Raw genomic sequence first — 15750 nt, 5'->3', positions numbered from 1 at the left:
CACTCCTTGTGCGTGGATAAATCGAATCGGGATATGGCGGACTAGAAAGTCACCCCTGCGACCAGCACGATGTTGCAGTACGGCTGACATTCGCCCGTACGAACAATCGCCCGCGCCTGTCGGCTAAGTAGCTTGAACTCTTCATGACTCAGCAACCGCCGCTGGCCCATCGCAGCATTGGCCGTCAATTCGTCGATCGCCTGCAGCGCCGGGGGCTGCTTGAGCAGGATTTCTTCGGCCAGCACGTGGCTTTCCACCTGCATCTCACTGAGCACGACGCGTAAGGTACTGACAAAATCCGGAATGCCCTGGGTCAATGCCAGGTCGATCAACTCAACCCCGGGCGGCACCGGCAGACCGGCATCGCCGATCACCAGCATGTCGCCATGGCCCAGAGAGGCAATCAGCCGTGACAACGCGATATTGAGCAAGGGTGTTTTTTTCATGATGCTTTAAAGGCCTGTACGTCTGACAAGGAAGGAATCGAAGGTTGCGCACCGGCCCGAGTCACCGATAAAGCCGCGGCGACCTGACCGAAACGAATGGCCTCGACTTCGCTTTTGCCAGAGGCCAGGGCCGCGGCAAAACCACCGACAAAGGTGTCGCCAGCCGCAGTGGTGTCGACTGCCTTGACCTTGGGCGCCGGAAAGTGCTCGACACTCTGTCCGTTGGCGAACAATGAACCCTGGGGGCCCAACGTGATGATGACCTTGCCGGCACCGGCAGCGATCAATCGGCTCGCGGCCAGTTCGGCGTTCTCCAGTGAGTCCACCGGCAAACCGCTCAGGGCCGACGCTTCGCTTTCGTTGGGGATCAGGTAATCGATTGACGAATACCAGTCGGCCGGCAATGGGCTCGTTGCCGGCGCCGGATTGAGGATCACCGTCTTGCCCAGCTCACGACCGCGCTTGAGGACATAACCAACCGTGTGCATCGGCACTTCCAGCTGACAGATGATCACGTCGGCCGCCGCGAGCACCGCATCGAACCCCGCGACCATGCCAGGTGTCAGCTGACCGTTGGCCCCTGCAACGATGACAATCGCATTCTGGCTGTTGTCATCGACCACGATCAGCGCCACGCCGCTGGAACCCTCGACCGATGTCAGCGCCTGACAATCGATCTGCTCTGCCAGCAGCGCTGCACGCAACTGCTCGCCATAAGCATCGTCACCCACGCAGCCGATCATCGATACCTGTGCACCCAGCCGGGCAGACGCGACCGCCTGATTAGCGCCCTTGCCGCCCGACACGGTGGCAAACGACTCACCATGCAGCGTTTCTCCGGCATGCGGCAACCGCTGGGCGCGGGTTACCAGGTCCATGTTCAGACTGCCTACAACCACTACTTTTGCTGGCATACATCCCTACTCATCAATTCGCTTCAGCGGTATTGGTCGAATACGCCGGCCAGCGGCGCGGTCGACTCTCGCATGACAATGCTGGGCTTCACGATCCGCTGATCGGTCGCCAGTTCAGGTGTCGCGATTCGTCGCAACAGTACCTCCGCAGCCATTTCTCCAAGCTCCAGGATCGACTGGCCGACGGTGGTCAGTGCCGGATAGACATAACGGCTCATCTGGATATCGTCGAAACCGATGACCGAAAGCTCGCTCGGTACCCGGATATTGCGCTCGGCGGCGGCCCGCAGTACGCCGATACCGATCATGTCGTTGCCGGCAAAAATTGCGCTGGGCGGGTTCTGTTCCAGCAAGATGGCCGCCGCGTTGTAACCGCCGGTGCTGGTGAAATCGCTTTCGAGCATCCACTCTTTCGGCACTTCGACGCCTGCCTCCTGCAAGGCCCGGCAGTAACCTGCCAAACGCATCTGCGCCACGCTGGTATGTGCCGGACCGCCAATAGTGGCGATGTCGCGATGGCCCAGTTCGAGCAAATGCCGGGTCGCCAGATAAGCACCGTATTCATGATCGATGCGCACCATGTCCGCATCGAGCCCCTCCAACCCACGGTCGACGATCACCATCGGCGTACGCACGCCTGCCAGCCCTTGCGCCAACCCACTATCGCCGCCGGCGGACGCGACAATCAGCCCGTCGATGCGTTTTTCCAGCAGCACACGCAGGTAACTGCGCTGCTTGTCCGGGTTGTCATCGGAGTTGCAGAGGATCACGCAATAACCATTACGCTCGCAGTAATCCTCGATACCACGGGCCAATTCCGCGAAGTACGGGTTGAGACTGTTGGGCACCAGCAGACCGATGGTCGCAGTGGTTTTCGCTTTCAGCGAGCGCGCCACGGCGCTGGGTACGTAGTCCAGGCTTTTGATCGCGGCCTCGACCTTGAGCCGAACCTCTTCACTGACCGGCCGGGTCTTGTTCACCACATGGGAAACCGTGGTGTAGGAAATCCCCGCGAGCGCAGCTACATCCTTGATCGTTGCCATGATTCAGCTCCGTCGACTTGCACGTTGGCTGCGGTAGGTGTCCAGCACCACCGCGACCACGATCACCGCGCCGGTGATGATACGTTTGGTCGGTTCGGTCGCGCCGATTTGCGCCAACCCGGCCGCCAATACAGAAATGATCAGGACGCCGAAGAAGGTGCTGATCACCGAACCACGACCACCCATCAGGCTGGTGCCACCGATCACCACGGCAGCGATGACTTGCAGCTCCAGGCCGGAACCGGCATTCGGGTCCGCCGCTTCCAGACGCGAAATCTGGAACAGCGCGGCAATCCCCGCCAGCAACCCCATCAGGCTGAACACCAGGATCTTGTAGGGTTTTGGGTTGATACCCGCCAGACGCACAGCTTCCTCGTTGGTGCCGATACCGATCAGGTAGCGACCGAACACGGTACGGGTCAACACCGCCTGGGCGATGAAGATAACCAGCAACGCGATAATGAATGACGGTGAAATACCCAAGGCAATCGGATTGGACAGCCAGGCAAAGGCATCACCGATATAGGCCGTGCGCGAGCCGGTCATCTGATAGGCAACGCCGCGAGCCATCTCCAGCACACCCAGCGAAACAATGAACGACGGAATGCGCCAGGCCACGGTGATCGAACCGGTAATGGTCCCGGCCACTGCTGCGGCGGCCATGCCCAGCAGCGCTGCCGGCAAGACACTCCAGCCCCAGCCGAGGATCGCCACGCTGACCGTCGAGCCTGCCAAGGCCAGCACCGAACCCACCGAGAGGTCGATGCCGCCGATGATCAACACGAACGTCATGCCGACTGCCAGCACCATGAGGTCCGGGATCTGGTTGGCCAGTGTGCTGAAGGTGTCATAAGAGAGGAAATGGCTGCTCAAGACCGAGAACAACGCAATCATCGCCAGCAAGGCACCGGCCAGGCCCAGGTAGGTACCGAGGCCGTAAAAATTGCCACTACGCTTGCCAGCAGACACTACAGGTTTGCCAGCAGACATTGCAGTTTTCATGGGAGATCCCTAGGCGCCGCTTCATGGAGCAACGCATCACGTTTTTGGTAGCCGGCAAAAGCAGCGGCAAGCAAATCATCCTGAGTCCAGCTGTCGCGCTCGAAGGTGTCGATCAAGCGTCCGGCCGACAACACGCCAATACGGTCGCAGATCAACATCAGTTCGCGCAGATCGCTGGAAACCACCACCAGCGCCTTGCCCTGGCGCGTCAACTCGCCGAGCAATGCGTAAATATCGAACTTGGCACCGACATCGATGCCGCGAGTCGGCTCATCGAACAACAGCACCGAACACTCACGCTCAAGCCAGCGGCCGATTACCACCTTCTGCTGATTGCCACCCGACAGCTCGCTAACCAGTTGTGCAGGACTGGAACTGCGAATGCGCATGGCATCGATCTGACGCTGCGCCAGCGCCATCTCGTCACCAGAATTGACGATGCCACCACTGGAGATCACCGGCATATTGCCCAGGGCGATGTTGGCGCTGATCGACTGGGTCAGTAGCAGGCCTTCGCCCTTGCGATCTTCAGTGATCAGGGCAATGCCGTGAGCGACAGCATCGGCGGGCGAACGAATGCTCACCACTTGCGCCGGCGAACCCAGCGCGACCGTGCCACTGTCTGCCGCATCGGCACCGAAAATCAGCCGCAGCAACTCCGTGCGCCCTGCCCCGATCAAACCGGATATTCCGAAAATCTCGCCGCTGCGCACCTCGAAAGATACATCGCGAACCTTGTCCGAACGGCTCAACCCTTTGACAGTCAGGGCCGGCGCGCCGATCTGCCGCGGACCGAGATCGATGTGTTCGCCCAATTCGCGGCCGACCATCAGGTTGACCAGTTGCTCGCTGTTGTAGTTGGCCATCGGCTCGACACAGACCAGATTGCCGTCACGCAATACCGCGATGCGCTGAGCAACCCGCGCCAGCTCTTCCAGACGGTGGGAAATATAAATGATCGCCACTCCGCGGGCTTGCAGGCGGATGATTTGCTCAAAGAGCATCTCGACTTCGCGAGCCGTCAGCATCGCTGTTGGCTCATCGAGAATCAGTACATGGCAGTCGCCGATCAGGTTGCGTGCGATCTCGACCATTTGCTGATGACCGATCCCCAGCTCACCGACCAGCGTGTCCGGATCGATCGCATCGAGCCCGACCTGAGCCATCGCGGCGATTGCCGCTTTGCGTAGCTGCTTGCGGCTGATCCAGCCGCCCCTGCTGGGCAGGTTATCGAGAAACAGGTTTTCCGCGACAGACAAGGTCGGCAGCAGATTGAGCTCCTGCATGACCATGCGAATGCCCAGCGCTTCAGCCTGGGTTCGGTTGCCAGGACGGTAATCGCGCCCCTGGAATTGCATCTGGCCGGTGGTCGGAGTGACCAGCCCGCCAATGATTTTCGACAGCGTGCTTTTGCCAGCACCGTTCTCGCCGGTCAACGCCAGCACTTCACCACGCATCAGCGTCAGGTCAATGCCGGTCAATACCGGTTGCGCATACGTCTTGCCGATACCGCTGACCGAAAGGACCGCGTTCGGGGCACAAACTGACATAGAAAACTCTCCATGCGCTCGCCCTTGCGAGCGAGCGCCGTTGTGTCGCCAGAATGATTACTTGGTAACCAGCTCAACCGGAGTTTCGATTACGCCGTTGGTGCCACTGTCGACCTTCTCGCCCTTGAGTATTTTCAGTGCGGTTTCAATGCCGAACACTGCTTGCTTGGCGGCAAACTGATCGGCAGTCGCCAATACGCGGCCGTCCTTGAGCATTGGTTTGATGGCATTGATGTTGTCATAACCGACCACTTGCACCTTGCCCGCCTTGCCTGCTGCGCRCACCGCCGAAACGGCACCGACCGCCATGCTGTCGTTACCCGCCAGCAGGGCCTTGGTTTGCGGGTACTCGCTGAGTATCGAGGCGGCCACCTTGTTGCCTTTATCGATTTCCCAGTCGCCGGACTGCAACGAGACGACCTTGATCTGCGCCGCTTCCATTGCATCCTTGAAGCCAGCGGTGCGAGCCTGGGCGTTGGTGGTGGTGGATACTCCTTCGATGATGCCGACTTCGTCACCGGCCTTCAGCTGTTTGGCCAGGTACTCGCCGACCAGACGCGCGCCTTTGCGGTTATCCGGGCCTACGAACGGTACGGTCATATTCTTGCTTTTGACGACGGCCGGGTCCAGCTGGTTGTCGATGTTGATCACGGTGATACCGGCATCGATGGCCTTCTTGATCACCGGGACCATCGCTTTGGAGTCAGCTGGCGCAATCACCAGCGCATTGACCTTGGCCAGAATCATTTGCTCGACGATGCGCGTCTGGCCAGCGGTGTCTGTTTCGTCCTTGATCCCGTTGGAGATCAGGTCGAAATCGGCAGAATGTTCTTTCTGGTAAGCCTTGGCGCCATCTTCCATGGTCAGGAAGAATTCGTTGGCCAGGGACTTCATGACCAGCGCGACTTTCGGTTTTTCAGTGTCGGCGAAGGCCGAAGAGAGGGGCAAAGCGGCGGATGCGGCAGCCAGCATAGCGACAGCGAGAAGACGTCCAGCGAATGGCAGCTTCATGAGTTCACTCCGATCTTATGATTATTGTGAGCAACGCTTATGCATACGCTTCAAATCCGTTCACCAGCGCTCTGATACGTGGGAACGAGGATCGCCGGCCAACTGGGATCAAACCGTCGACCGGCTCGCGCAAACGTTTGCGTAGACCGAACTATGCGAACCCTGCTGACATTTGTCAACGGTCAGAAAAAACCGTTTTGTGGTCTGCTTGGCAAAAAAACGGCAATGCCGATTATGCCGTGGTGTTGACCACCGATCCGCTACCGGCTCCCTTGGCCAGTTCCTTGACCAGGCTGCTGGCTACTTCCATCAGCGCACCGTTGGTTTCAGCGATCTGCCCCTGAATCGCCATGACCGCGGTGGTCTTGGCTTCCGGTGTCGGATATGACGCCGCTTGGGCAGCCTCCAGTTGCTGCTGTTGCTGGCGCAATTGTTCTTGCAGTTCCTTCATACGCTTGAGCAGCATCTTCACCGTGATGCTTTGGTTACCACCGTCATCCGCTTGGGTCTCCGCATCTGGGGTTTGCCCTACCGGGCCTGTCCTGACTTGCTTGCTGTCACCTTCCTTGCCACCCGCCAGTTGCGTCGCGGCGTCTGTCGTCGCGTCGTTCAATGCCTTGATCGTAGCGAGCGATTTACCGCCAATCGTGATGCCGCCCGCGTTTGGAAAACCAACTGAAATGGACATATAAGCTCCTGCACAAAAAATGATCCTGAAAGGATCATCGACCCCTGAGCGGTTTTCTTTAGCATTAATTCCCATTCAAAAATGTGGGAAATCCTAGATTTGCACTGTAGGAGATTTCGGACAGCCGAACGCTTCCATTGCACATATTCGGAAACCCGGACGACTATCGCCTTGAGCATCACCACCAAAAAAAATAAATCTATAAAAATCAAAAGGTTAAAAGAATTTCAAATCCAGGATATGACTGGTACAGATCCTGCTCTTATTGGGTACCCCGGCATACAGATGTGCTTGGGGTGTTTCTAGATGAACCTGCATCAGCACCGTCATCACTATTAGAGAGAAAACAATGAAATCTGCCTTCAACACCTTTATTCCGGGCGCTTTGGCCCTCCTGCTGCTCCTCCCCACTGCACTGCAAGCAAAAGAAGTCGAAACCCGACAGAAACTGGCAAACGTGGTCGTCCTCGCTACAGGCGGCACGATTGCCGGTGCTGGCGCCAGCTCAGCCAACAGCGCTACGTACCAGGCCGCAAAAGTCGGGATCGAGCAGTTGATCGCCGGCATCCCTGAACTGAGCCAACTGGCCAATGTTCGCGGCGAGCAAGTGATGCAAATCGCCTCCGAGAGCATCACCAACGAAAACCTGCTGCAACTGGGCCGCCGCGTGGCCGAACTGGCCGACAGCAAAGACGTCGACGGCATCGTTATTACCCACGGCACCGACACCCTGGAAGAGACCGCCTACTTCCTGAACCTGGTGGAAAAAACCGACAAGCCAATCATCGTTGTCGGCTCGATGCGCCCAGGCACCGCGATGTCGGCTGACGGCATGCTCAACCTGTACAACGCCGTCGCCGTAGCGGGTAGCAAAGATGCTCGCGGCAAAGGCGTGCTGGTCACCATGAACGACGAAATTCAGTCGGGTCGTGATGTCAGCAAAATGGTCAACCTCAAGACCGAAGCGTTCAAAAGCCCATGGGGCCCATTGGGCATGGTGATCGAAGGCAAATCCTATTGGTTCCGCTTGCCAGCCAAGCGCCACACCATGGATTCGGAATTCGACATCAAAAACATCAAGAGCCTGCCTGACGTCGAAATCGCCTATTCCTATGGCAATGTCGACGGCACTGCTTACAAGGCCCTGGCCCAGTCGGGCGCCAAAGCCATCATCCATGCCGGCACCGGCAATGGCTCGGTATCTTCGCGCCTGGTTCCAACCTTGCAGGAACTGCGCAAGGATGGCGTGCAGATCATTCGCTCTTCCCACGTCAATGCTGGCGGCTTTGTCCTGCGTAACGCCGAACAGCCAGACGACAAGTATGACTGGGTCGTTGCGCATGACCTGAACCCGCAAAAAGCCCGCATCCTGACGATGGTTGCACTGACCAAGACCTCGGACAGTAAAGAGCTGCAACGGATGTTCTGGGAGTACTGATTCATTACGTCCGGCCGGATCCGGTCGGACGCTTGCCCCCCCCCACTCGCCCGCTCGGGCGAGTGATCTACCCTCCCGCCTTCCCTGCCATTACTTCTGAATAATCACCAATCGGTTTACAGCAAACGGAAAAAATCGCTGTCAGAGGAATTTCTTGAACTTTAAGCAGTTGCGAAATCGCCTACAGTTAAATACTGTATGCACGTACAGCTTAATAAGGATTACCCCGTGGCCACGACCTCTTCAGCAGCGACTAACCCTCCAGGCTCTTACGAACGACTCGGTTTGCGCGTTCAAAAAATCATCAACTCCCCGACCGCCCAAAAAGCCAAGGCCGCCCTGATCTTCCGTCTCCCCGACGAGCCGGTAGATGAATGGGAACGCCTGCTCGAGGAAATCGCCGAGAACGACAACGTCACCCTCGCTTATCGCGACGATGGCGGCGTGCAGATTTTCTGGGTTGTGCCGAAGGAAGACTGAGTCAATGATTGTTCGCTGTTTTGCTTTGCTGTTGTTGCTCTTCATTGTCGTCAGTGCTCAGGCGGATGCGCCACGCACTTTCAACGAAGCGAAAAAGGTCGCCTGGACACTCTACGCCCCACAGTCCACAGAGTTCTATTGTGGTTGCAAATACACGGGCAGTCGGGTCGACCTCAAAGCCTGCGGTTACGTGCCACGTAAAAACGCGAAGCGCGCTGCACGCATCGAATGGGAGCACATCGTTCCGGCATGGCAAATCGGTCACCAACGCCAGTGCTGGCAACAGGGTGGTCGCCAGAACTGCACACGTCACGACCCGACCTATCAGCGTGCCGAGGCCGATCTGCACAACCTGGTGCCAAGCATCGGCGAGGTCAATGGGGACCGCAGCAATTTCAGCTTCGGCTGGCTCCCCGTGCAATCCGGGCAATACGGTTCGTGCCTGACCCAGGTCGACTTCAAGGCCAGGAAGGTCATGCCCCGCCCGTCCATTCGCGGGATGATCGCCCGCACTTATTTCTACATGAGCAAGCAATACGGTTTGCGACTGTCCAAACAGGATCGGCAACTCTACGAAGCCTGGAACAAGACTTACCCGGCACAAAGCTGGGAGCGCCAACGCAATCAGCGCGTCGCGTGCGTGATGGGGCGCGGCAATCAGTTCGTCGGCCCCGTCGACATGAAGGCATGCGGTTGATCAGGCGGCGTCAATTACTGAGCCGTGCTGTGCTCGATGACCATTGATTCGATATTCATCTTCTTCGCCCTGGCCAGTGCTGCAGTCAGCTCGACCTGCCTTGCCTCGGCTTCGGCTTTCGAGTTGAACGGCCCGACCAGCACGCGCTGTTTACCATCCTGCGTGACCACGTAGGAAACAAAACTGTGTTCGATCAGCCAGCCAGTGAGATCGCTGATCGCCTGCACGGTCTCGCCCTGAACCAGAACATCCCATTGCGGGGCAGCCGCCACAGCGGGTGCAGAAACGACCGGCGCCTGAGGTTTTTTCGACTCCCCGGCCTTTTCCTGACCACATCCGGCCAATACCAATACCGCGACCACCAACGCCATTTTGCGCACAATCTTCCCCTCTGAATGCCAAAAGCCGGGATTTTATCACCCGAAAATGCTTCGCTACCCGGTAAACAGGCCTCAAAACAACGAGAATGATGTTTCTCGCCTCTGTATAGTCGCACCTTGGGAATTAATGCAGCGTCTGCACGTCAGAAAGAGGCACCCAAACCGTGACACTTCGCACTAATCTATAGGTACTACCGACATCTGCATTGTCTGAGTCAGGTGCCCTACAAAGCTATCAAGGAGAAGATCATGCTGATACTCACCCGCAAAGTCGGTGAAAGCATAAACATCGGTGATGACATCACCATCACCATTCTGGGCGTTAGCGGCCAGCAGGTCAGAATCGGCATTAATGCCCCGAAAGACGTTGCGGTGCATCGCGAAGAAATCTACCAACGTATCCAGGCAGGCCTTACTGCGCCGGACAAGCGCGAAACCCCCTGAGCCCGTCAGCAATCAGTAGCCAGCCCTTTCTCTCACGACAACGGCTGGCTAAAGATTCTGCGCGCCTACCCCTGCCTTCTCCATGACAACGGCGCAGCAACAACACGCCGGTGATACCGATACTAACGACATCGCCATGAGCCTTACTGTCAGACGATTCGGATTCAGCCCGGTGAAAACCTCACAGCCGGCCTGGACACACCAAGTCATAGCGCAACGCTAGCCGACTATCCAAACGTCACACCTCGCGCCATGCCTGTCGCGGCCACGACCATCAGGATAATCAACAGTGCCTCGATATGACTGATCCGCGCAAAGAGACGGACCCGCCCGACATCAACCGGCGTACCTCGACTCAAAGCGATCCGCCATTTGATCAACGCCATCATCGGTGCAATCTCAAGCAGCAGGATGATGACGAACAACGTCATTTTCAGATGGAACAGCGGTTGATGCAGGTAGTAGTCCGCGCCCTTTTCGTACCCGCCAAAGGCACGGATCCCGCCAGTAACCAGAAGAATCAATGCGCAGACGCCCCAAACGTTATCTGCCAGCAAAACACTACGAGCCCCCGCACCCTCCGCATCCACTCGACGAAAAGCCATGCCACGCGTCAGAACACCCCAGAGCGCCAGGCCATAAGCCAAGAGATGGACCGCGGCGAGAAACCAGTGAACCAGCATCGAATTGCCCCCCTTCAAGACGAAAAATAATCAGCCTGTCAGTAGTAGCCCAAAACGCCTGGCTTCGCAGGCACGCACCTCGGAACTCCCCAAGGAAAACCTGCAATTTTTAAATCGGGGACACGTGAATATCGGTGAGAATGCACACACTCAATACAGGGATAACGGAGCATGAACTCATCAGGGATGAATTCATCAGGAACACTCACACTGGTTCTCCTCCCGGGGATGGATGGCACAGGCGAACTGTTCGAACCTTTACTCTCGGCACTGGAAGGGCAATTCAACACGCTCGTCGTGAGTTACCCCAACGACCAGCCCTTGAGTTATGTCGAGCTGCAGTCAATCGTGCTCAAGACATTGCCAACCGACAGCCCTTTTGTCTTGCTTGGCGAATCGTTCTCGGGGCCGATTGCCATTTCACTGGCAGCGCGGCAACCCTCTCAACTCAAAGGGCTCGTATTGTGCAGCACGTTTGTACGCAACCCGCGACCGCGACTACGTGGCTTGAGTTTTCTGCTGGATATCCTGCCACTGCACTACGTGCCTATCGGCTTGATCAGCGCACTATTACTGGGCCATTTTTCCACCCCTGCGCTACGCCGCTCATTGCATCGGGCGATATCGCTGGTTTCACCTTCGGTGATGCGTACACGGTTGCGCGCCGTCCTGACTATTGACGTGGCAAAAGAGCTCTCGTGTGTCAGCGTTCCAACCCTTTACTTGCGCGCAACTCATGATCGACTGGTACTTGCGACAGCCTCTGCGCTGATCTCGCAGCTAAAACCGGATATACGGATAACCGACCTGGACGCTCCACATTGCGCACTTCAGGCAGCGCCTCATAACGCCACAAAAAGCATTAACGCGTTCATCAGCAGCCTGTAAGACTTCGACTCCTACAGAAACTCGACGCGCTTTACCTATACTCACGGCCAACGCCTCGATGCCGCTTTTTTATTACTGCGTTTCGTCGCCATTCAGTTGATTGGGCTTGAGCCGCAGAGCACACTTGCGTCAGTTGAAGGATCAACGCCCCTATCGATCAAAAGCCCGCCCACCTGCGGGTTTTTTTTCGCCTGCGCAATGCTCGTTACCCGACACATGTGAAGAGCCCAGCACGATGGCTGGGCTCAGTTTATTGCCGGTGTTCCATCATCTTGTCAGCAAGAATCCTGGCCCTGTCGACCAATAGACTCTGCCACTCATCGTGACTCGACTTCGACCCCCCTATCGTCGGCGCCGTGAGATTGCTTTCGGCTATCAGCGCAGCACAAAAATACTGATCCCAAACGACCCTTTCTCCAGCCGTACGTCTGTTCATTTGGTCGGAGTTCATATGCGGCTCCTTTTGATGAGGTAGCCCAGCTATTTTACGCCCGAACCACGCACATGCCGCACTTGAGTTGGCAGTTGGCGCACACCGCCCCAACAACCTCAGGTCGATACCGACAGGCTGTCATTCCGAGTATCGGCAATCGGCCAAAAACATTCGGGCTCAGACAGGAACAGTGCCAGAAAGACCACCCTCAATTTGATTTTTGAATGCGCCCAAGGCCGAAACGACTTGCTGACTGATCTGCGGGCTCGCTGCGATGTCTGCCTCATCCATTCCTTTTGCCAGCAAGTCGACTGTTATCGAGGCGGGCTCGACAATAACCGCGGACATCGTTTCCAGCACCAGCCTTAGCGCCGCCTGAGCATGACTCGCCCGCGGCGATGCGTTGAAAAGTGCTACCGGCTTGCCGGGAAAGTCCTGACTGGCCACGAGCCAATCCAGTGCATTCTTGAACGACCCCGGAATTCCACGAGCGTACTCAGGGCACGAAATCAGAATGCCGTCCGCCTCGGCAATAATCCCACGCAACTCTGCGACGATCTGCGGAGGATCGTCAGCCAGATCCGGATCGAAATGAGGTAATTGACCCACCTCCTGGTAGTGCCTGATCGATATCCCTTCAGGACTGAGCCTCTCGGCAGCACGCAGTAACGCGGAGTTTGAAGAGGCTGCGCGAAGACTTCCTGAGATCGCAAGCAGTTGCACCATGTGTATACGCTCCATGACTTGGTGGACGGATGAATTGTCGCATACGCAGGCCAAAGCCATCTTTAGCGTGAGAGCAATCCCGATCGGCAGGTGCACTCGATTGCCTCGCGGTCAGGCCGCCCGGTTGTCATGGCAGATCTCGGGGGTAAAATTAATTGTGGACTGCCGGCATCAGTGAAACCGATGCACTTCGAGGGCAACATCATGCAAACGACTGAAGATGCGATCATTGCAGCAGCACGACTGCGCGCTGCAAGCCGGGGAGATAACGAAGCCCTGGCTGCAGCTTCAGCACTCGAAGTCGTGGAAACCCTGAAAAAGTCTTTAACAGGAGATAAATACCAAGAGGCTCTCGAAAGACTGTATCTGGAGTACACAACCTCCTCAGCCCCGTAACCCTCTCACCGGCCGCGCATTTCTGGATTGACCGTCGGCACACACTTGAGAGTAGCCAGATCAATCAGCGTGAAATGGCCGCCCATCCAGCCGCCAGTGTCGATGTGGTAGACGTTGCCCAGCACGGTCGGCTGAAGGACCACCGTGTGGCCGACGATCACCGCCCTGATGCCAGTGACGCCCGTGTTGTTTTCAGTGGTAATGCGCGTACGCGACCACTGGCAGATCGTTTGAACACTACGCCGCGTCGAGCCTTGCTCCCGCTCAAGGGCGCCAAGCATTTGCGCCCAATCATCGAACGGGCAATCGGCATGCACGATTCCCACCGGCCCCATGGGCGTCATTACTTCAATTGCGATAGGCAATTCGGTGAACAGATCGACATAGAAGGTCTGCTCAGCGCTGGACAGACCGTACAGCCAGGTACCACCGTTGATTATGTGCAGGTAACTGGCCTGGCCTTTATGGCTGAGCCGATGGCCATCGACCGCCATTTGCTCATGATTGCCCTGCACGGCAAAGAACCACGGCTTGGCCAGCCACACATCAACCTCGGTAGATTCAGGGCCACGGTCGACCATGTCGCCAACACTGAACAGACGATCGGTTGCGGGGTTGAAGCCGACAGCATCAAGTGCTGCCTGAAGCCTGGTGAAATGGCCGTGAATATCACCCACGGCAAAGTCGCGGCCCGCGGTGTTGATTGTGAAACGCTGAACCTGGGTCATGCTGCCACCCCCGGTACCGTCCATAAGGCCCTTTTCAATCCAGTGTATTCGCCTCGCTTGCGACTCTTATGCTACCCCCCCTTGAAGGCTTCGAACTCAGCCATTTGCGAAGGCAATGCCGACTTGAAGGTGTATCGCAGTGGTGGCTTGCAAAAGTTTTGAAAAATCGCAGGCAACAAAAAAGGGCTCACCTTTCGGTGAGCCCTTCTAGACCGCCCAGCAGAGCGGATTTTGTTTGGTAGGCGCGATTGGACTCGAACCAACGACCCCCACCATGTCAAGGTGGTGCTCTAACCAACTGAGCTACGTGCCTGCTGTGAGGCGGCATTCTACGGAATTCCGGAGGGGTGTCAACACCTTTTTTTCACCTAACCCTATGAATATGCAAAATATTTAATTTTGGTCCGGCAAAGAAGATTTTCGGGGTAGCTGGCAGTCGATTTTCAACTCAGGTAGGATCGGCGCACTCGTAAAATATATTAAACAGAGGTTGCCGGATGGCGCACATCCCTTACCCGGAATCCTATTACGCCGCGTCGGCCAACGCCGCCCCGTCGCGCCCATTGCAGCAGGATGATGTAGAGACCGATGTCTGCATCATCGGTGCAGGCTATACCGGCCTGTCCAGCGCACTGTTTCTGCTGGAGAACGGGTTTCGGGTGACGGTCCTGGAGGCAGCCAAAGTCGGCTTCGGCGCCTCGGGTCGCAACGGTGGCCAGATCGTTAACAGCTACAGCCGCGATATCGATGTGATCGAACGCAGCGTCGGCCCCAAGCAAGCGCAAATGCTCGGTCAGATGGCCTTCGAAGGCGGCAAGATCATTCGCGACCGCGTGGCCAGATACCAGATCCAGTGCGACCTGAAAGACGGCGGCGTGTTTGCCGCCATCACCCGCAAGCAGATGGGCCATCTGGAGTCGCAGAAGCGCCTATGGGAGCGCTACGGCCACACTCAGCTGGAACTCCTGGACAAGCGCCGCATTCGCGAAGTCGTCGCCTGCGACCAATACGTGGGCGGCATGCTCGACATGAGTGGCGGCCACATCCACCCGCTCAACCTGGCCCTGGGTGAAGCCGCGGCCGTCGAGTCGCTGGGCGGGACGATTTACGAACAGTCACCTGCCGTACGCATGGAGCGTGGCGCCAATCCGGTGGTGCATACGCCTCAAGGCAAGGTCAGGGCCAAATTCATCATCGTCGCCGGCAACGCCTATCTGGGCAATCTGGTTCCAGAGCTGGCTGCCAAATCAATGCCGTGCGGCACCCAGGTGATCACCACCGAACCCTTGAGTGAAGAGCTGGCAAAGAGCCTGCTGCCTCAGGATTACTGCGTCGAGGACTGCAACTACTTGCTCGACTACTATCGCCTTTCTGGTGACAAGCGCCTGATCTTCGGTGGCGGCGTGGTGTACGGCGCCCGGGATCCGGCCAACATCGAAGCGATCATTCGACCGAAGATGCTCAAGGCCTTCCCGCAACTCAAGGATGTGAAGATCGACTACGCCTGGACCGGCAACTTCCTGCTGACCTTGTCGCGCTTGCCGCAGGTCGGACGCCTGGGCGACAACATCTATTACTCCCAGGGCTGTAGCGGCCATGGCGTGACTTACACACACCTGGCAGGCAAAGTCCTGGCGGAAGCCTTGCGTGGCCAGGCAGAGCGTTTTGATGCCTTTGCCGACCTGCCACACTACCCTTTCCCGGGCGGCCAGTTGTTGCGCACACCGTTTGCGGCGCTAGGCGCGTGGTATTACGGCCTGCGAGACAAGTTCGATTTCTGATTTATAGCGCCCACAAAAAACC

19 protein-coding genes and 1 tRNA gene are annotated in these 15750 nt (G+C 57.3%); 7 read left to right on the top strand and 13 right to left on the bottom strand.

Annotated elements, in window-relative coordinates; translation table 11 throughout:
• Nucleotides 1–41: 41 nt before the first annotated feature.
• From rbsD to AC1DIH_RS18720, 7 genes are all read right to left on the bottom strand, one after another.
• Entirely contained in the window at nucleotides 42–446 is a 405-nt protein-coding gene (gene rbsD, locus AC1DIH_RS18750; protein ID WP_347929555.1) for a D-ribose pyranase, read from the bottom strand.
• Nucleotides 443–1360, bottom strand: a complete 918-nt coding sequence (gene rbsK / locus AC1DIH_RS18745; protein ID WP_477772820.1) for a ribokinase — start codon at nucleotides 1358–1360, stop codon at nucleotides 443–445. Before rbsK ends, rbsD begins: the two co-directional genes overlap by 4 nt.
• Before the next feature lie 23 nt (nucleotides 1361–1383).
• Nucleotides 1384–2403 carry a LacI family DNA-binding transcriptional regulator gene (locus tag AC1DIH_RS18740; protein WP_477772819.1) on the bottom strand — a complete coding sequence of 340 codons (1020 nt, stop codon included), beginning with the start codon at nucleotides 2401–2403 and terminating at the stop codon, nucleotides 1384–1386.
• Nucleotides 2404–2406: 3 nt separating this feature from the next.
• Nucleotides 2407–3405, bottom strand: coding sequence for an ABC transporter permease (locus tag AC1DIH_RS18735; protein ID WP_477772818.1), 999 nt, complete (start codon nucleotides 3403–3405; stop codon nucleotides 2407–2409).
• Nucleotides 3402–4955, bottom strand: coding sequence for a sugar ABC transporter ATP-binding protein (locus tag AC1DIH_RS18730; protein ID WP_477772817.1), 1554 nt, complete (start codon nucleotides 4953–4955; stop codon nucleotides 3402–3404). Before AC1DIH_RS18730 ends, AC1DIH_RS18735 begins: the two co-directional genes overlap by 4 nt.
• Nucleotides 4956–5012: 57 nt before the next feature.
• The gene (locus AC1DIH_RS18725; protein WP_477772816.1) at nucleotides 5013–5966 is read right to left on the bottom strand and encodes a substrate-binding domain-containing protein; all 954 of its coding nucleotides are present in this window, start codon (nucleotides 5964–5966) and stop codon (nucleotides 5013–5015) included.
• 232 nt (nucleotides 5967–6198) lie between these two features.
• Nucleotides 6199–6654, bottom strand: a complete 456-nt coding sequence (locus tag AC1DIH_RS18720; protein WP_477772815.1) for a hypothetical protein — start codon at nucleotides 6652–6654, stop codon at nucleotides 6199–6201.
• A gap of 349 nt (nucleotides 6655–7003) precedes the next feature.
• Between AC1DIH_RS18720 and AC1DIH_RS18715 the strand changes: the two genes are divergently transcribed.
• From AC1DIH_RS18715 to AC1DIH_RS18705, 3 genes are all read left to right on the top strand, one after another.
• Nucleotides 7004–8092, top strand: a complete 1089-nt coding sequence (locus AC1DIH_RS18715; RefSeq protein WP_103319779.1) for an asparaginase — start codon at nucleotides 7004–7006, stop codon at nucleotides 8090–8092.
• 198 nt (nucleotides 8093–8290) lie between these two features.
• Entirely contained in the window at nucleotides 8291–8572 is a 282-nt protein-coding gene (locus tag AC1DIH_RS18710; protein ID WP_103319777.1) for a DUF1654 domain-containing protein, read from the top strand.
• Between the two features lie 4 nt (nucleotides 8573–8576).
• Nucleotides 8577–9269: an endonuclease gene (locus AC1DIH_RS18705; protein WP_477772814.1), complete on the top strand. Its 693-nt coding sequence runs from the start codon at nucleotides 8577–8579 to the stop codon at nucleotides 9267–9269.
• Nucleotides 9270–9283: 14 nt separating this feature from the next.
• Here AC1DIH_RS18705 and AC1DIH_RS18700 read toward each other — a convergent pair whose 3' ends face one another.
• Nucleotides 9284–9649, bottom strand: coding sequence for an SPOR domain-containing protein (locus AC1DIH_RS18700; RefSeq protein ID WP_427531027.1), 366 nt, complete (start codon nucleotides 9647–9649; stop codon nucleotides 9284–9286).
• 249 nt (nucleotides 9650–9898) lie between these two features.
• Between AC1DIH_RS18700 and csrA the strand changes: the two genes are divergently transcribed.
• Entirely contained in the window at nucleotides 9899–10093 is a 195-nt protein-coding gene (csrA, locus tag AC1DIH_RS18695; RefSeq protein ID WP_007920550.1) for a carbon storage regulator CsrA, read from the top strand.
• 227 nt (nucleotides 10094–10320) lie between these two features.
• On the opposite strand, the gene AC1DIH_RS18690 is transcribed toward csrA, so the two are convergent.
• Nucleotides 10321–10776: a DUF2214 family protein gene (locus tag AC1DIH_RS18690; protein WP_477772813.1), complete on the bottom strand. Its 456-nt coding sequence runs from the start codon at nucleotides 10774–10776 to the stop codon at nucleotides 10321–10323.
• Nucleotides 10777–10947: 171 nt separating this feature from the next.
• On the opposite strand from AC1DIH_RS18690, the gene AC1DIH_RS18685 reads away from it, so the two are divergent.
• Nucleotides 10948–11664 carry an alpha/beta fold hydrolase gene (locus tag AC1DIH_RS18685; protein WP_477772812.1) on the top strand — a complete coding sequence of 239 codons (717 nt, stop codon included), beginning with the start codon at nucleotides 10948–10950 and terminating at the stop codon, nucleotides 11662–11664.
• A gap of 250 nt (nucleotides 11665–11914) precedes the next feature.
• Here AC1DIH_RS18685 and AC1DIH_RS18680 read toward each other — a convergent pair whose 3' ends face one another.
• Together AC1DIH_RS18680 and AC1DIH_RS18675 are read right to left on the bottom strand one after the other, a co-directional pair.
• A complete protein-coding gene (locus AC1DIH_RS18680; protein ID WP_054596642.1) occupies nucleotides 11915–12115 on the bottom strand; it encodes a hypothetical protein in 201 nt (66 codons plus the stop codon).
• A gap of 159 nt (nucleotides 12116–12274) precedes the next feature.
• Nucleotides 12275–12823, bottom strand: a complete 549-nt coding sequence (locus tag AC1DIH_RS18675) for an NADPH-dependent FMN reductase (RefSeq protein WP_477772811.1) — start codon at nucleotides 12821–12823, stop codon at nucleotides 12275–12277.
• A gap of 204 nt (nucleotides 12824–13027) precedes the next feature.
• Here AC1DIH_RS18675 and AC1DIH_RS18670 point away from each other — a divergent pair, with 204 nt between their 5' ends.
• On the top strand, nucleotides 13028–13219 hold the full coding sequence (locus tag AC1DIH_RS18670) for a hypothetical protein (RefSeq protein WP_477772810.1): 192 nt from the start codon (nucleotides 13028–13030) through the stop codon (nucleotides 13217–13219).
• Between the two features lie 5 nt (nucleotides 13220–13224).
• Here the strand turns inward: AC1DIH_RS18670 and AC1DIH_RS18665 are convergent, their stop codons facing one another.
• Nucleotides 13225–13947: a metallophosphoesterase gene (locus AC1DIH_RS18665; protein WP_477772827.1), complete on the bottom strand. Its 723-nt coding sequence runs from the start codon at nucleotides 13945–13947 to the stop codon at nucleotides 13225–13227.
• Nucleotides 13948–14183: 236 nt separating this feature from the next.
• Nucleotides 14184–14260, bottom strand: a tRNA-Val gene (locus tag AC1DIH_RS18660).
• A 184-nt stretch (nucleotides 14261–14444) separates the two neighbouring features.
• On the opposite strand from AC1DIH_RS18660, the gene AC1DIH_RS18655 reads away from it, so the two are divergent.
• A complete protein-coding gene (locus AC1DIH_RS18655) occupies nucleotides 14445–15728 on the top strand; it encodes an NAD(P)/FAD-dependent oxidoreductase (RefSeq protein ID WP_477772809.1) in 1284 nt (427 codons plus the stop codon).
• Nucleotides 15729–15750 lie beyond the last annotated feature (22 nt).

This window comes from Pseudomonas sp. 05N36 (genome assembly GCF_056397385.1).
Note: the sequence above shows the minus strand (reverse complement) of the source record. Positions and strands in the feature narration are given on the sequence as shown.

Excerpts from the sequence above, each read along its gene's own strand:
- AC1DIH_RS18730 (WP_477772817.1), bottom strand. The coding sequence starts at position 4,955 with ATGTCAGTTTGTGCCCCGAACGCGGTCCTTTCGGTCAGCGGTATCGGC.
- AC1DIH_RS18710 (WP_103319777.1), top strand. The coding sequence starts at position 8,291 with ATGCACGTACAGCTTAATAAGGATTACCCCGTGGCCACGACCTCTTCA.
- AC1DIH_RS18670 (WP_477772810.1), top strand. The coding sequence starts at position 13,028 with ATGCAAACGACTGAAGATGCGATCATTGCAGCAGCACGACTGCGCGCT.
- AC1DIH_RS18705 (WP_477772814.1), top strand. The coding sequence starts at position 8,577 with ATGATTGTTCGCTGTTTTGCTTTGCTGTTGTTGCTCTTCATTGTCGTC.
- AC1DIH_RS18675 (WP_477772811.1), bottom strand. The coding sequence starts at position 12,823 with ATGGTGCAACTGCTTGCGATCTCAGGAAGTCTTCGCGCAGCCTCTTCA.
- AC1DIH_RS18715 (WP_103319779.1), top strand. The coding sequence starts at position 7,004 with ATGAAATCTGCCTTCAACACCTTTATTCCGGGCGCTTTGGCCCTCCTG.
- AC1DIH_RS18655 (WP_477772809.1), top strand. The coding sequence starts at position 14,445 with ATGGCGCACATCCCTTACCCGGAATCCTATTACGCCGCGTCGGCCAAC.
- AC1DIH_RS18680 (WP_054596642.1), bottom strand. The coding sequence starts at position 12,115 with ATGAACTCCGACCAAATGAACAGACGTACGGCTGGAGAAAGGGTCGTT.
- AC1DIH_RS18685 (WP_477772812.1), top strand. The coding sequence starts at position 10,948 with ATGAACTCATCAGGGATGAATTCATCAGGAACACTCACACTGGTTCTC.
- AC1DIH_RS18735 (WP_477772818.1), bottom strand. The coding sequence starts at position 3,405 with ATGAAAACTGCAATGTCTGCTGGCAAACCTGTAGTGTCTGCTGGCAAG.
- rbsK (WP_477772820.1), bottom strand. The coding sequence starts at position 1,360 with ATGCCAGCAAAAGTAGTGGTTGTAGGCAGTCTGAACATGGACCTGGTA.
- csrA (WP_007920550.1), top strand. The coding sequence starts at position 9,899 with ATGCTGATACTCACCCGCAAAGTCGGTGAAAGCATAAACATCGGTGAT.
- AC1DIH_RS18690 (WP_477772813.1), bottom strand. The coding sequence starts at position 10,776 with ATGCTGGTTCACTGGTTTCTCGCCGCGGTCCATCTCTTGGCTTATGGC.
- AC1DIH_RS18665 (WP_477772827.1), bottom strand. The coding sequence starts at position 13,947 with ATGACCCAGGTTCAGCGTTTCACAATCAACACCGCGGGCCGCGACTTT.
- AC1DIH_RS18720 (WP_477772815.1), bottom strand. The coding sequence starts at position 6,654 with ATGTCCATTTCAGTTGGTTTTCCAAACGCGGGCGGCATCACGATTGGC.
- rbsD (WP_347929555.1), bottom strand. The coding sequence starts at position 446 with ATGAAAAAAACACCCTTGCTCAATATCGCGTTGTCACGGCTGATTGCC.
- AC1DIH_RS18740 (WP_477772819.1), bottom strand. The coding sequence starts at position 2,403 with ATGGCAACGATCAAGGATGTAGCTGCGCTCGCGGGGATTTCCTACACC.